The following is a 14,164-nucleotide window of genomic DNA, read 5'->3' as shown; positions in this document are numbered from 1 at the left end:
ACCTTTTTATCAGGTTGCCGGAAACAAGGCAATAACCAGAATCGCACCGGTCTATATGGTGATGCCGCCGGCCGGTCCGGTAACCGGTACGTGCTCCGCGACTTGCGGCGGATGCATGGTCATGTCGAAGGTCACCAGTTCGTTGCCGCTGATCATGTGCAGACGCGAACCGTCCGCGCTGAAGGTCATGGGGCCGGGCGCACAGGTGCTGGTGAAGAACAGGCCGGTGCCGAGCGGGATGGACGAGACGTCATAGATGGCGTAATTCCCCTCGCCTCCGGCCGGTTCTGCGTATCCCATTACCAGCAGGCGCCCGTCCGGGCTCAGCGCGGAACCGTTCACCTCACCGCTTCCTACCGTCGACAGCAGGACCGGAGGGGTGGCGGCCGCGTCGAACACGTTGATGCCGCCCTGTCTAAAGCTTGCTATGGCAAAGGAACCTATCGGATTGATATAGATGAATTCGGGACTTTCGTTTTGTCCCTGCACCGTGGCGATCAGTAGCGGCGCGCTGCCGGTGATGTCGTAGACCGAGATGCTGTCGTTGATGGTGTCATCCTTCGGGCCGCCGGCCACGAAGAGTCGCTTGGCGTCCGGCGATATCGCCAGGCCGCGAAACAGCAGGCCGCGCACCGGGGTCGAATTTCTCAGAACCGGAGGGGTTACGGTGAGGTCGATGACCTTGATGCTCCCGGCGTCCATGGGGCCGCAGCTTACGAAAGCCCTCCTCTGTTCGGGGTCGACCGCGATAGCGAAAGGTTCCGCTCCCAGCGAGAGGGTGGCGATCACTTCCATCGGAGCGGTCGTTGTGTCTATGACGCTGACACTGTCCGATCCATGGTTGATGACATAGAGCCGTGTCTTGCTCCTGTTGGTCACCAGTTGTTCCGGTTGTATGCCGACCTTTATGGTTTCCACCTCTTTGGGTTTCTCCTTGCCGACGTCCATGACCCACACGCTGCCGCCTGTTTTCTGGGAGAAGTAAAGGTACTGCTGCCCGTTTCTTCTGTGGGGATTGGTCATGTGGATGCCTCCTTTTCCTGGGGATAGGTCGCAGCTCTTTGGCCGCCGCGCCTGATTGGAAACCAACCAAGGGTATCAAAGTACGATTAAAAAGCTATAACATCGAGCCGGTGGTAACCGGGCGGGCAAGGTGCTGGGCACCGGGACGGGTAAAAGCTTGCGGTTGCCACGGCACCATGTTATGACTAGCTTCGTTCAGAGAACCGGGTAGATCCGGGTAAGGAGAATAGATGCAGGAGCGTTTGCAGAAGATACTGTCGCAGGCCGGAGTCGCCTCACGCCGCGAGTCCGAAACCATCATCCTGGCGGGGAGGGTCGCCGTCAACGGCACCGTGGTCACCGAGCTCGGGACCAAGGCCGATCCCGATACCGACACCATCACCCTGGACGGCAAGCCGATCACGGTGACCGAGCAGCGGGTCTACCTGCTCCTTTACAAGCCGGTCGGCTACATGACCACCATGAAGGACCCGGAAGGGCGCCCCATCGTCACGGACCTGCTGAAGGGGATCAAGGAACGGGTCTATCCCGTCGGCCGCCTCGATTACAACACCGAGGGGTTGTTGCTGTTGACCAACGACGGCGCCTTCGCGAACATGCTGATGCACCCAAGCCACGAGGTGGACAAGGGATACCTGGTGCGGGTGAGCGGGCACGTGGCTCCTGAGCAGATCCGGAAGCTGTCCGAAGGGGTGAAGCTTGAGGACGGCATGACCGCGCCGGCCAAGGTGCTCCCGGTGAGTGAAAGCGAGAACAACTCCTGGATATCGATCACCATCCACGAGGGGCGCTACCGCCAGGTGCGGCGCATGTGCGAGGCCGTTGGCCTGAACGTCGTGCGGCTGAAGAGATCCCGCTATGACTTCCTCGAGATCGGCGACATGAAGCCCGGTGAGTTCAGGCACCTCGACGCCGTTGAGGTGGCGAAACTCAGGAGAAAGACGGTCCCCAGCGGCACCGGGCGCGGGCCCAGGAAGACCGGGGTGGTGGCGAGGAGAAAGAGCGCACCGCGCAGGTGAGTTTACCCCCCCCCACGCGGGACAGAAGAAAAGCCGCCTTCCGGGCGGCTTTTTTGATAGGTATATGAAAACTGCACGGCGGGTTCAGGCCGGGCATCCCTCCGCATCATCCTTTGGCGACTCCGGAAAGCCCGACCCGTCCCACGGGAAGCAGGAAATCATCATCACATTTTGGCCTACGCGCTCATCTGCTGTTTCTGCTTCGGCACGCGCGGCGTCTTCGCGGGCTTTTTTTCGGCACCACCTTTGGCGGCCAGCTTCGCCGCGCGCACGGCGCGTGCCTTCGCCAGGTTGTCCGCCAGTCCCTTCTCCTGCGCCATCCTCCTGCGCGCCTCGGAGAAGTTCTTGGCCGTCAGGGCCTGGTTGCTCGGGATACCGAACTGCTTGCGGTATTCGCCGGGTTTGATCCCGTGCACCTGGGCCAGGTGGCGTGCGAGGGTCTTCATGCCGCTCTTGCCGCAGAGCATGCAGCTCACCTGATCAGGCTGGAACGCCTTTTTCAGGGGAACGGCCGGTCCTTTGCCCTCGCCCCTTTCCACCCCCTCACCGGTTTCCACTTCGAGCTTCTGCAGGGCGCCGTGCACCTTCTGCAGTTCAAGAAGCAAATCTTCGCCTGACATCTCTGTAACCGAGGCATGTGAAGAGACTATGGTTGCCGTCAATTCGAGCAGTGATGATGCCATCGTTTCGCTCCTCCTTTTAGATTTTTAGAGTGCGTAAATTAGACGCTTATTATTAAACTACACACAGGTTTAAAATCAAGTGATAAATCACAAGTGTAAACAAAAAAGTTGACTGGCTTCACAAATTTCTGCTAGTTTCCAGCGCTGATTGCATGGCCGGAGCCGGTCACGAGACAATGAGGGGACTTAAGGCATGGGTAGAATTGTAATAGACGAAATGCGCTGCAAGGGTTGCGGTATCTGCACCATTGCTTGCCCGAAGAAGCTGATCAGGCTGTGCGAGAAGGTCAACATCCAGGGGTATGCACCGGCTGAGGCTCCCAATCAGGAGCAGTGCACCGGTTGCGCCCTCTGCGCCGAAATCTGTCCCGACGTCGCCATAACTGTCTTCAAGTAAACATCTTCGTTCACACTGAAAAAGTGTTGCCTGCTGATTGATCAACGGGCTCCGGCGCAACCGACCGGACCGTTGACGCCCGGGGTGTACCCCGGCCGGCAGGATCTGTGGGAGGGTCAATTGTCTAAACGGCTGTTTGTCAAGGGTAACGAGGCCGCCGCCATGGGCGCGGTCGAAGCCGGCTGCCGCTACTACTTCGGTTATCCCATCACCCCGCAAAGCGACATCCCGGAATACCTTTCGCGCGTACTGCCCGGGCTGAACGGCGAGTTCATCCAGGCCGAGAGCGAGATCGGCGCCATCAACATGCTCTTGGGCGCCTCCGCGACCGGCGCGCGCGCCATGACCTCCTCCTCGAGCCCCGGCATCTCCTTGAAGCAGGAGGGGATCTCCTACATGGCCGGAGCCGAGCTTCCCGGCGTCATCATCAACATCTCCCGTTCCGGTCCCGGGCTCGGCGGCATCGACGCCTCCCAGTCCGACTACTTCCAGTGCGTGAAAGGCGGCGGCCACGGCGGCTACCACATCCCGGTGCTCGCCCCCAACTCCGTGCAGGAGATGTACGACCTCACCATGCACGCCTTCGACCTGGCCGACCGGTACCGTACCCCGGTCATGCTCCTTGGTGATTCCGTCATCGGCCAGATGAAGGAGGCGCTCATCCCCAACCCGCGCCCGGCGACCGAGCTCCCGGCCAAGGGGTGGGAGGTGCGCGGCAAGGGGGGCGCGGAACAGCGCGTGGTCAAGTCCCTGTTCCTGGGCGACGGCGAGCTGGAGGCCCACAACTGGCACCTGCACGCCAAGTACCAGGTGATGAAGGAAAAGGAGTGCATCTCGGAGGAGTATGAGACCGCCGATGCCTGCCTCATCGTCGCCGGTTTCGGGTCCGTCTCCCGGATCGCGCACACGGCCGTGACCATGGCGCGGGCGGAGGGGATGAAGGTGGGGCTGTTCCGCCCGGTCACCCTGTTCCCGTTCCCGGAAAAGGCGCTGGCGCAGGCCGCGGGACGGGCCGGCAAGGTGCTGGTCGTCGAACTCAACACCGGACAGATGGTCGAGGACGTCCGTCTCAGCGTAGGCGCCGCCGCGCAGGTCTCCTTCTACGGCAGGCCGCCGGGTGCGGGCTCGCTCCCGTCACCGGAGGAACTGCTCGAAGTGATCAGGAAGAACTACGACGAGTCGGCGCGCTAGGCCGGGAGAGGGGTTGATCCATATGCAACAGGTTTTCCAAAGACCGAAGAGTTTGAAGGACGTGCAGACCCATTTCTGCCCCGGCTGCCACCACGGCACCATCCACCGTCTGGTGGCGGATGCCATGGACCTTTACGGGGTGCAGGACCGGACCATCGGCGTGGCGTCGGTTGGCTGCTCCGTCTTCCTGTACGGCTATTTCGATATCGACGTCGTCGAGGCTCCCCACGGCAGGGCGCCCGCCGTTGCCACCGGGGTAAAGCGCGCCCGGCCCGACAGCTTCGTCTTCACCTACCAGGGTGACGGCGACCTGGCCGCCATCGGCACCGCCGAGATCATCCATGCCGCCAACCGTGGCGAGGACATCACCGTCGTCTTCGTGAACAACACCACCTACGGCATGACCGGCGGCCAGATGGCACCGACCACGCTGGTGGGGCAGAAGACCTCCACCTCCCCCTATGGCAGGGACAAGTCCAAGGACGGCTCCCCCATCAGGATGGCGGAGCTTTTGGCGCAGCTGGGCGGCGTCGCCTACTCCGCGCGGGTGGCCGTCGATTCGCCCAAGCACGTCCTGGAGGCGAAGAAGGTGATCCGCGAGGCCTTCGGCTACCAGGCCCAGGGCAAGGGATTCTCCTTCGTCGAGGTCCTCTCCGCCTGTCCCACCAACTGGGGCATGAATCCGCTGAAGGCCAACGCCAGGGTAGGCGAGGAGATGATTCCCTACTTCCCGCTGGGTGTGTTCAAGAAGGAAGAGGCGTAGCGAGGTCGGTCAACTTAGAACGTAGAACGTAGAACACAGAACATGTTCTGATGTTTTCGGAGGCGCGCTGATGCGTAAAGATGTCTTGATAGCAGGGTTCGGTGGCCAGGGTGTCCTTCTGGCGGGGAACCTGCTTTCCTATGCGGCGATAGATGAAGGAAAGAACGTCAGCTACTTCCCTGCCTACGGGGTTGAAAAGCGCGGCGGCTCCGCCACCTGCACGGTGGTGATCGCCGACGGCGCGGTCGGCTCCCCGGTGGTCGGGCAGCCCTCGGTGCTGGTGGTGCTGAACCAGGCCTCCCTGGACCGCTTCGGCGCCCGGGTCCGTCCGGGCGGCATCCTCATCGTCAACTCCTCGCTGGTCGACGTCTCGGCCCTGAACCGCGACGATATCGAGATCGTATCGGTCCCCATGAACGAGATCGCGACCGAACTGGGCGACCCCAGGATGGTGAACATGGTCGCGGTCGGCGCCTACGTCGCCCTCACCGGCGCCGTCCAGCTCCCGTCCCTGGCCTCGGCGCTGTCCCAGGCGCTCCCCGAGCGCAACCACAGGTTCATCCCCGCCAACGTCAAGGCGATTGAAACAGGGGCGCAGGCGGCACGGCCGAAAAAAGAAGCTTGACTTTGCCGACACAGATCTGCTATTAAACTGGTCTCTCGCGATGGGGTATCGCCAAGCGGTAAGGCAACGGACTCTGACTCCGTCATCCAAGGTTCGAATCCTTGTACCCCAGCCATACCATCCACAGCTTCATTGCAAGCTGCTACATAGTCAGGTCCCATCGTCTAGTGGTTAGGACACCGGCCTTTCACGTCGGTAACAGGGGTTCAAGTCCCCTTGGGATCACCACCTTTAAAACAGCGCCAGAAGCAGGGCGCTGTTTTTTTTTAAGCTGTGCCCGCGGACCAGGCTGCCGTCGTGTCGGCCGTCGCCGTGCCTCCTAAAAAGTTGCTCTAACTGAGATGAAACACAGGACGGAGAAAGTCGATGACAAAGACAGTGGCCGTTGCAGTAAGGACCTCGCCGGCGCGGCGGTACCCAGCGCGCGAAAACTCCAACCGTTTCCCGCTCCCCTGGCTTCCCGCCCTGTTCCTGTTTCTGATCGCCCTGTGCTGCGCGCTCCCGGCGCCGCTCCTGGCCGCCGAGAACGTCTTCACCAGCGTGAGCGCCATCAAGGAAGAGGCGGGGCGCTTCGCGGGCGAGGGGAAACTGTTCCTGAAGGGGCCGGTCGATCCCTACCTCACCGGGACCGTGGTGACCGCGGGGCTCTTCGGTCTTACCTATCTCTTTGACGAGCAGATCAGGGACGAGTTCGCCGGTTCGCACCACGGGGTGATGCGGGGAATCACCGATGCCGGCAACGCGGTGAGCAACCCGCTGCTCCATCTCGGTGTCGCCGCCGCCTTCTACGGCGCCGGCGCCGTTACCGACCAGGCCAAGGTGATGCAACTGGGCGAGGAGATGGGGGAGGCCCTGCTGCTTGCCGACGGCGCCACCTTCGTGCTCAAAGGGGTCATCGGGCGGGGACGCCCGTACCAGGTCGACAGCAATTCGAGCTACCGTCCCTTCCAGTTCAAGGACGGCTACGATTCCCTTCCCTCGATGCACACCGCCAGTTCCTTCGCCCTGGCCCATGTCGTCGCCGCCAAGACCGACAGTTTCTACGGCAAGGCCGCCTGCTACGCGGCCGCGAGCCTGGCCGGTTTCTCGCGGGTGTACCAGACCAAGCACTGGGCGAGCGACGTGGTTTTGGGCGCGGCCATCGGAGAGTTGGCCGGCGCCGCCGTCACCAGGTACCGTTCCGCCCCCGCCGGCAGCGTCACCGTGGCGCCCATGGCCATCGACGGGGCTCCCGCGCTGGCGCTGTTGGGCAGATTCTAAGACGCCGCAATCTATTTGAAATAAGGAGCTTCGCATGCTGAAGGCAGTCATCTTCGATTTCGACGGGATCATCGTGGATACCGAGCCGTTGCACTACAAGGCGTTCCAGGAACTGCTGGTGCCGCTGGGCCTCGGTTATTCCTGGGAGGAATACCTCGATCTCTACATCGGCTTCGACGACCGTGACGCCTTCCGCGAAGCCTTCCGGGTGCACGGCCGGGCGCTTGCCGACCAGGAACTGAAAGAGCTGATCACGGGGAAGGCCGAGGCGTTTCTGCGGATCGTGTCGGGTGGTGTCGCGCCGTACACAGGCGTGGTAGAGCTGATCCGCGCAATCTCCGGCAACCTCCCGCTCGCCCTTTGCAGCGGCGCCCTCAAAAGCGACATCGAGCCGATCCTGGCCCAGCTTGGCCTGACCGATGCCTTCGACGTCAAGGTGACCGCCGACGAGGTCGCGGCGAGCAAGCCCGATCCGGAAAGCTACCGCCTCGCCGTGCAGCGGCTCCAGGAGCGCTTCCCGGGCAAGGTCGAGGCCTCGGGTACCATCGCCGTCGAGGACACCCCTGCCGGCATCGCCTCGGCGACCGGCGCGGGGCTGAAGGTGCTCGCGGTGACGAACAGCTACCCCGAAGAACGCCTGACCGGCGCCTGCCGCGTGGTCAATTCCCTCTCCGGCGTCGACCTCGAGGGGCTGCGTCTGCTCGTCTGAGCCCATGCTGAAGCCGGCCGTCATCGACACCATACTCCCGGAACTGCTCGCGGAGCTGCACAAGGGGAATGTCGCCGTGCTGCAGGCGCCTCCCGGGGCGGGCAAGACCACCCGGGTGCCGCTGGCCCTGCTCGCCGCGCCCCTTCTCGAGGGCGGTCGCATCATCATGCTGGAGCCGCGCCGCCTGGCCGCGGTGAACGCCGCCCGCTACATGGCCCAGTGCCTGGGCGAGGAGGTGGGAAAAACGGTCGGCTACAGCATCCGCTTCGAGCGCAAGGTCTCCAAGGCGACCCGCGTCGAAGTGGTGACCGAGGGGATCCTGGCCCGCCGGCTGCAAAGCGATCCGCTGCTCGAAGGGGTGGCGGCGGTGATCTTCGACGAGTTCCACGAACGCAGCCTCACCTGCGATCTCTCCCTCGCCCTCTGTCGTGACGTCCAGCTCGGGCTACGCGAGGACCTGCGCCTGCTGGTCATGTCGGCTACGCTCGACGCGGAGCCGGTAGCAAGGCTCCTTGGCGGCGCGCCCCTCATCACCAGCGAGGGTCGCCAGTTCCCGGTCGACGTTCGGTATCTGAAGACCGAGCCGGCGACGAGGCTCGCCGAGACCGCCTGCGCCGGGGTCATGAGGGCGCTTGCCGAGACCGAGGGGGACGTCCTGGTCTTCCTGCCGGGCGCGGGAGATATCAGGCGCTGCGAGAGCATCCTCCAGGGGCAGGTCGGCTCCCGGGTGATGATCGCGGTCCTGTACGGGGATCTCCCCTTCGCGGCGCAGGAGCGGGCCATCCTCCCGGGGGATCGCCGCAAGGTGGTGCTCGCCACCAACATCGCCGAGACCAGCCTCACCATCGAGGGGGTGCGCGTGGTGGTCGATACCGGCTATTCCCGCCAACTCCGTTACGATCCCTCTACCGGCCTGAACCGCCTGGTGACCATGCGCATCTCGGCGGCTTCGGCCCAGCAACGCGCCGGCCGCGCCGGCAGGGTCGCCCCCGGCGTCTGTTACCGTCTCTGGACCGAGCACACCCAGGGCGCCCTCCTTCCCTTCACTCCCCCCGAGATCAAGGTTTCCGACCTCGCTCCGCTGGCGCTCGACCTTGCGCAGTGGGGTGTTGCCGATCCCGCTTCGCTGAGCTTTCTCGACGCCCCCCCCGCCGCCCATCTCGCCGAAGGCCGTGCCCTCTTGCGCGCCCTGGGGGCGCTCGACGGCCGCGGCACCCTCACCGACCTCGGCGCCAGGATGGCGGCGCTCCCCATGCACCCGCGCCTTGCCGCCATGCTGGTGGGATCCCTCGCCGCGGGGCACGCGCCGCTTGCCTGCACGCTCGCCGCCATCCTCTCGGAACGCGACCTCCTGCCGCGCGGCAGCGGCAGCATCACTGAAAGCGACCTGCTGGATCGCCTGGACGCGCTTCGCGAGCGCCGCGACCCGCAGGGGACGCGCACGGTCGAGCGGCTGGCCGCCTACTTCCGCGGCGCCCTCGGCGTGCCGGACGCCCCGCCGCATGCCGATGCGGCCACCGTGGGGCGACTGCTCCTGATGGCCTACCCGGACCGCGTCGCGCGCGAGAGGAGCCCCGGTTCCGGGCGCTACCTGATGTCCAACGGCACCGGCGCCAAACTGTCCCAGCGCTGCAACCTGAGGGCGCAGCCGTTCCTGGTCGCGGTCGAGGTCGAGGGTGGGGCGGGCGAGGCGGACATCCACGTGGCGAGCGCGGTCTCCCTGGAGGCGGTGCGCTCCGGCTGCGCGGGCGCCATCACGCGCGAGCGCAGGGTGTTCTGGGACGAGCGCGAGGGGAGGGTGGTCGCGCGTGACGAGGAGCGGCTCGGTGCGGTGGTGCTTTCCGAGCGGGCGGCGGTCCCCGAGAAGGAAGAGGTGGGAGCGGCGCTTTTGCAGGGGATACTGTCCGGGACGGGCATCCGCGGGCTCAACTGGAGCGAGGCGGCCGCGCAGTACCGGAACCGGGTGCGTTTCCTGGCGCGGGTGCTTCCCGAGGAGGAGCTGCCGGACCTCTCCGACCAGGCGCTCACCGAAAGCGTCGGCACGTGGCTCCTCCCCTACCTGCAGGGGGTGCGGAGTCTGGCCCAGGTGGCCAAGGTCGACCTCCTGCAGCCGTTGAAGTCGCTGCTCGATTACCGGCGGCAGCAGCTCGTGGAACGGGAGGCCCCCACGCACCTGCAGGTCCCCAGCGGGTCCCGTGTCGCGCTGGAGTACCCGGCGGAGGGGGAACCTTTTCTGGCGGTGAAACTTCAGGAGATGTTCGGTTTGGCCGAGACGCCGAGGCTGGCGCGGGGGAGGGTGCCGGTCCTGATCCACCTGCTTTCGCCGGCGCGGCGCCCCATCCAGGTCACCGCGGACCTGAAGAGTTTCTGGAACGGGGCCTACCGTGAAGTGTGCAAGGAGTTGAAAGGTCGCTACCCGAGGCATCCCTGGCCTGACGACCCCTGGAACGCACCGGCGACGAGACAGGTGAAGAAGAGGATGTAACTACCCGTGTGATCTCCCTCTCCTTCCGGGAGAGGGTGCCCGAAGGGCGGGTGAGGACGTTGCCGCGAAGTGAGGAATCGGCATCTGCCGGCGCCCTCACCCTGGCCCTCTCCCGGGGGAGAGGGGACGAAGAGGACTTCGCTTGCCGGTTCAATTGATGTTGGTAAAGACCAGTGACCCGTCCTTGTGCAGGTAGCTTCTGATGCTGCCGGTCACCTCGGGGATGCCGGCGCCGTTATCGAGGTAGTTGCGCGTCACGTTGACGCCGTTTTTCCAGAGTTCGAAATGGACGTGGGGTCCGGTCGATCTGCCGGTCGATCCTGACAGCGCCACGGTCTGCCCCGCCTCCACCTGATCCCCCACCTTGACCTCGAGCTGGGAGTTGTGGCCGTACATGGAAACCATGCCGTCGGGATGTTGTATGGTCACCAGGTTCCCGTAGCCGCCATGCGCCGCGCTCTCTACCACCCTGCCCGCCGCGATAGCCTTCACCCTGGTGCCGGTCGGTACCGCGATGTCGACACCGTTGTGATGCCTCATCCCGCCGTCGATCGGGTCGTGCCGGATGCCGTACCCGGAGGTGATCACCCCCTGAACGGGAAGTTTTGCGTCCATCCCGGATAGATCCGGCACCTCGCTGCTCGAAGGGTGCTGCGCCTTCGGGCCAGGCTTCGCTTTCTTCGCTTCGCGCAGCACCCGGACCGCGCCGCCGTTGGTAGGGGTGTTGGTGAAGACCTCCACGCCGTTCTCGTCGGTGTAGCGGAAGAAGTCGGCCCGCGCCGGCGTGACCAGGAGCGCGCAAAAGAGCGCCGCAGGCAGGATTGTACCCGCCAGCCGTGATGTTCCCTTCCACCGTAGTGCGATTGCCTCTTTCTTCACCGTTAATCCCTCGCCCGAACTCGGGGCGCCTGATCCCGCGCTTGCAGCAGCCGGTACTATAGTACGACAGTCGCCGCTTGGCAAGTGGCGACTGGGGCGGCGGTGCGCCGCTCATTGCCTGACAGGCGCCGCTCCCCGAACTGTCAGGGGGGTGGGTAAAGATTAATCAGGTGGGGGGCGGAGTGGGCACTTCTCTTGCTAGATGTACGGGGTCTGTTCGTAGTCAAGTTGTAAATCCTTGGAATTTCGAAAACGCAGATAAGCATGATGCTTATTTTTTAGACACTGCTGCACAAAAAGGAGGCTGTACCGTGGAGATGTTCGGACAAAACGTATTCAACCAGTCTGTAATGAGAGAGAAGCTGCCCAAAGCTGTTTTCAAGAACCTCAAGAAAACCATCGACGAAGGTCTGCCGCTGGATCCCTCCATCGCAGATGTTGTCGCATCGGCGATGAAAGAGTGGGCCGTTGAAAGAGGCGCGACGCACTTCACTCACTGGTTCCAGCCGATGACCGGCATCACCGCGGAAAAGCATGACGCGTTCCTTTCTCCCAACGAAAACGGCGCACTGTTGGAGTTCTCCGGCAAGGAACTGGTCAAGGGCGAGCCGGACGCCTCCTCTTTCCCCAGCGGTGGCCTGAGGGCGACCTTCGAAGCCAGGGGGTATACCGCCTGGGACTGCACCTCGCCCGCCTTCCTGAGGGAAGAGGCCGACGTCATCACTCTCTGCATCCCTACCGCCTTCTGCTCCTACACCGGCGAGGCCCTGGACAAGAAGGTTCCGCTGCTTCGTTCCATGGAAGCCCTCTCCACGCAGGCCGTGCGCGTTCTCAAGCTGTTCGGCAACAACGACGTCACCAGGGTTACCTCGACCGTCGGCGCCGAGCAGGAATACTTCCTGGTCGACAAGTCCTTCTACCTGCAAAGGCCCGACCTGATGATGGCTGGCAGAACCCTTTTCGGCGCCATGTCCTCCAAGGGGCAGGAGCTGGAAGACCACTACTTCGGCAGCATCAAGGAAAGGGTGCTGTCGTACATGAAGGAAGTGAACGAGGAGCTGTGGAAGCTCGGCGTCACCGCCAAGACCCAGCACAACGAAGTGGCACCGGGACAGTTCGAAATCGCTCCGATTTTTGAAAACACCAACATCGCCACCGACCACAACCAAATGGTCATGGAAGTTCTCAAGCGCGTCGCCCTCAGGCACGACATGGTCTGCCTGCTGCACGAGAAGCCGTTTGCCGGCGTCAACGGCTCCGGCAAGCACAACAACTGGTCCATGAGCTCCAACGACGGCCAGAACCTGCTCGAGCCGGGTCACACTCCGCACGAGAACGCCCAGTTCCTGACCTTCCTCATGGCGACCATCAAGGCTGTCGATACCTACGCCGGTCTCCTGCGCTGCTCCTGCGCCAACGCCGGCAACGAGTATCGACTGGGCGCCAACGAAGCACCTCCGGCGATCATTTCGGTCTTCCTCGGCGAGCAGCTTGCCGACATCATCGACCAGATCGTTGCGGGCGTAGCGAAATCGTCCTCCATGAGCGGTCACATGGACATCGGCGTAAATACGCTTCCTTCGCTCCCCAAGGACGCCACCGACAGGAACAGGACCTCGCCGTTCGCCTTTACCGGCAACAAGTTCGAATTCAGGATGCTCGGTTCCTCCTTCTCCATCTCCGGCCCCAACATCATCATCAATACCATCATCGCCCAGGCGCTGAAGGAATTCGCCGACGTGCTGGAGAAATCCACCAACTTCGACGCCGACCTCGACCTGCTGCTGCAGGAAACCGCAAAGAAACACCAGCGCGTGATCTTCAACGGCAACAACTACTCCGACGAGTGGGTCCAGGAAGCTGCCAAGCGCGGCCTGCCCAACATCCCGAGCACTCCCGACGCGCTCAAGGAGCTGATCTCCAAGGAAGCGCAGGAGGTGTTCGCCGCTCATAACGTCTTCAGTGAGAAGGAACTGCATGCTCGTTACGAAATCATGGTCGAGCAGTACGTGAAGACCCTGAACATCGAAGCGCTGACCATGATCGACATGGCCAACCACAGCATCATCCCTACCGCCATCGAGTATGCGACCACGGTGGCATCCTCCATCAATGCGGTGACCGCGGTATCCGGCAAGCTGGACGTCTCCACGCAGAAGGAACTGCTGGAAGAGCTCAGCGACAAACTGGCCGCGATGAGCGCCAATACCAAGGCGCTGGAGAAGGCGCTCGAAGACGCTCTGAATATCGCCGATGCCGATAATCAGGCCGCCGCCTTCAGGGAAAGCGTCTTCACCAAGATGCTCGAGCTGCGTGCCACTGGTGATGCCTTGGAGAAGATCATTGCCGCCAAGTACTGGCCGCTGCCGACCTACAGGGAAATGCTTTTCGTCCTGTAATCTCCGGGCATCCTAACTTGCCAACCAATAGGAGCCCCAGGTGGGGCTCCTATTTTAGCTTCGCCACGGTCGGGCACGCTCTTAGGACGGAGTTAATAAATATCCGATTAATAAGTTCATGGCTTCGCCGGACATATCGCGGGCACGGCCTGCCTAACTTTTGGGCAACGGCCTTGCCGCGGTCGATATCGCAGGCGTGCCGGTTCGGCTAAGTTGCCGGAATGAGTAGCAGGTGCCGAGCCTGCCGGTGATTGGCCGAGGTCTTGCAGACGGGTTACCAACCAACGGCCCGCGGTTTATTAAACCTTGCAATTCCATAGCAAGATATCTATAATTCGCGGCGCACTGAACAACAAGCGGAGGATAACTGCCTTGAAAAAAGTCGAAGCAATCATAAAACCTTTCAAGCTTGATGAAGTGAAAGAAGCACTCAACGAGATCGGCATCCAGGGCATCACCATCGGTGAGGTGAAGGGTTTCGGTCGTCAAAAAGGGCACACCGAGCTTTACCGTGGCGCCGAGTACGTGGTCGACTTCATCCCGAAGATCAAGATGGAAATCATCGTGGCTGACGACGTCGTCGGCAAGGTTGTCGACGCCATCGAGCAGGCAGCGAAAACCGGCCGCATCGGCGACGGCAAGATCTTTGTCACCCCCGTAGAAGAAGTAGTCCGGATCAGGACCGGTGAGAGGGGCGAGGACGCTCTCTAATTGGCTGATTCTTTACTTAA

13 protein-coding genes and 2 tRNA genes are annotated in these 14,164 nt (G+C 62.9%); 12 read left to right on the top strand and 3 right to left on the bottom strand.

The genetic code is table 11. The features are described from left to right. Window positions 1–51: 51 nt before the first annotated feature. Window positions 52–1,023 (bottom strand): YncE family protein, encoded by a 972-nt coding sequence (locus KOL99_RS09085; RefSeq protein WP_216510127.1) that lies wholly within the window; start codon window positions 1,021–1,023, stop codon window positions 52–54. A gap of 230 nt (window positions 1,024–1,253) precedes the next feature. Here KOL99_RS09085 and KOL99_RS09080 point away from each other — a divergent pair, with 230 nt between their 5' ends. Continuing rightward, a complete protein-coding gene (locus KOL99_RS09080) occupies window positions 1,254–2,042 on the top strand; it encodes a pseudouridine synthase (RefSeq protein WP_216510126.1) in 789 nt (262 codons plus the stop codon). 176 nt (window positions 2,043–2,218) lie between these two features. Here the strand turns inward: KOL99_RS09080 and KOL99_RS09075 are convergent, their stop codons facing one another. Next, complete coding sequence (locus KOL99_RS09075) at window positions 2,219–2,725, bottom strand: MucR family transcriptional regulator (RefSeq protein WP_216510125.1); 507 nt, start codon at window positions 2,723–2,725, stop codon at window positions 2,219–2,221. 193 nt (window positions 2,726–2,918) lie between these two features. On the opposite strand from KOL99_RS09075, the gene KOL99_RS09070 reads away from it, so the two are divergent. From KOL99_RS09070 to hrpB, 9 genes are all read left to right on the top strand, one after another. Continuing rightward, the gene (locus KOL99_RS09070) at window positions 2,919–3,122 is read left to right on the top strand and encodes a 4Fe-4S dicluster domain-containing protein (protein ID WP_183348012.1); all 204 of its coding nucleotides are present in this window, start codon (window positions 2,919–2,921) and stop codon (window positions 3,120–3,122) included. Between the two features lie 120 nt (window positions 3,123–3,242). After that, entirely contained in the window at window positions 3,243–4,313 is a 1,071-nt protein-coding gene (locus KOL99_RS09065; protein WP_216510124.1) for a 3-methyl-2-oxobutanoate dehydrogenase subunit VorB, read from the top strand. A gap of 22 nt (window positions 4,314–4,335) precedes the next feature. Continuing rightward, on the top strand, window positions 4,336–5,076 hold the full coding sequence (locus KOL99_RS09060; protein ID WP_216510123.1) for a thiamine pyrophosphate-dependent enzyme: 741 nt from the start codon (window positions 4,336–4,338) through the stop codon (window positions 5,074–5,076). 70 nt (window positions 5,077–5,146) lie between these two features. Beyond that, on the top strand, window positions 5,147–5,701 hold the full coding sequence (locus tag KOL99_RS09055; protein ID WP_216510122.1) for a 2-oxoacid:acceptor oxidoreductase family protein: 555 nt from the start codon (window positions 5,147–5,149) through the stop codon (window positions 5,699–5,701). A gap of 41 nt (window positions 5,702–5,742) precedes the next feature. Continuing rightward, window positions 5,743–5,816: transfer RNA gene (locus KOL99_RS09050), tRNA-Gln, on the top strand. Between the two features lie 38 nt (window positions 5,817–5,854). After that, window positions 5,855–5,929, top strand: a tRNA-Glu gene (locus KOL99_RS09045). A 138-nt stretch (window positions 5,930–6,067) separates the two neighbouring features. Next, on the top strand, window positions 6,068–6,961 hold the full coding sequence (locus KOL99_RS09040) for a phosphatase PAP2 family protein (RefSeq protein ID WP_216510121.1): 894 nt from the start codon (window positions 6,068–6,070) through the stop codon (window positions 6,959–6,961). A 34-nt stretch (window positions 6,962–6,995) separates the two neighbouring features. Then, window positions 6,996–7,670 (top strand): HAD family hydrolase, encoded by a 675-nt coding sequence (locus tag KOL99_RS09035; protein ID WP_216510120.1) that lies wholly within the window; start codon window positions 6,996–6,998, stop codon window positions 7,668–7,670. A 4-nt stretch (window positions 7,671–7,674) separates the two neighbouring features. Continuing rightward, window positions 7,675–10,155: an ATP-dependent helicase HrpB gene (gene hrpB / locus KOL99_RS09030; protein WP_216510119.1), complete on the top strand. Its 2,481-nt coding sequence runs from the start codon at window positions 7,675–7,677 to the stop codon at window positions 10,153–10,155. Between the two features lie 150 nt (window positions 10,156–10,305). Here hrpB and KOL99_RS09025 read toward each other — a convergent pair whose 3' ends face one another. Continuing rightward, complete coding sequence (locus tag KOL99_RS09025; protein ID WP_216510118.1) at window positions 10,306–11,034, bottom strand: M23 family metallopeptidase; 729 nt, start codon at window positions 11,032–11,034, stop codon at window positions 10,306–10,308. A gap of 317 nt (window positions 11,035–11,351) precedes the next feature. On the opposite strand from KOL99_RS09025, the gene KOL99_RS09020 reads away from it, so the two are divergent. Both KOL99_RS09020 and KOL99_RS09015 read left to right on the top strand, forming a co-directional pair. Further along, on the top strand, window positions 11,352–13,433 hold the full coding sequence (locus KOL99_RS09020) for a glutamine synthetase III family protein (RefSeq protein ID WP_268898924.1): 2,082 nt from the start codon (window positions 11,352–11,354) through the stop codon (window positions 13,431–13,433). 372 nt (window positions 13,434–13,805) lie between these two features. Further along, window positions 13,806–14,144, top strand: coding sequence for a P-II family nitrogen regulator (locus KOL99_RS09015; RefSeq protein ID WP_216510116.1), 339 nt, complete (start codon window positions 13,806–13,808; stop codon window positions 14,142–14,144). The last annotated feature ends 20 nt before the right edge of the window (window positions 14,145–14,164 follow it).

Source organism: Geomonas azotofigens, from assembly GCF_018919395.1.
GTDB classification, from domain to species: Bacteria; Desulfobacterota; Desulfuromonadia; order Geobacterales; family Geobacteraceae; genus Geomonas; species Geomonas azotofigens.
Note: the sequence above shows the minus strand (reverse complement) of the source record. Positions and strands in the feature narration are given on the sequence as shown.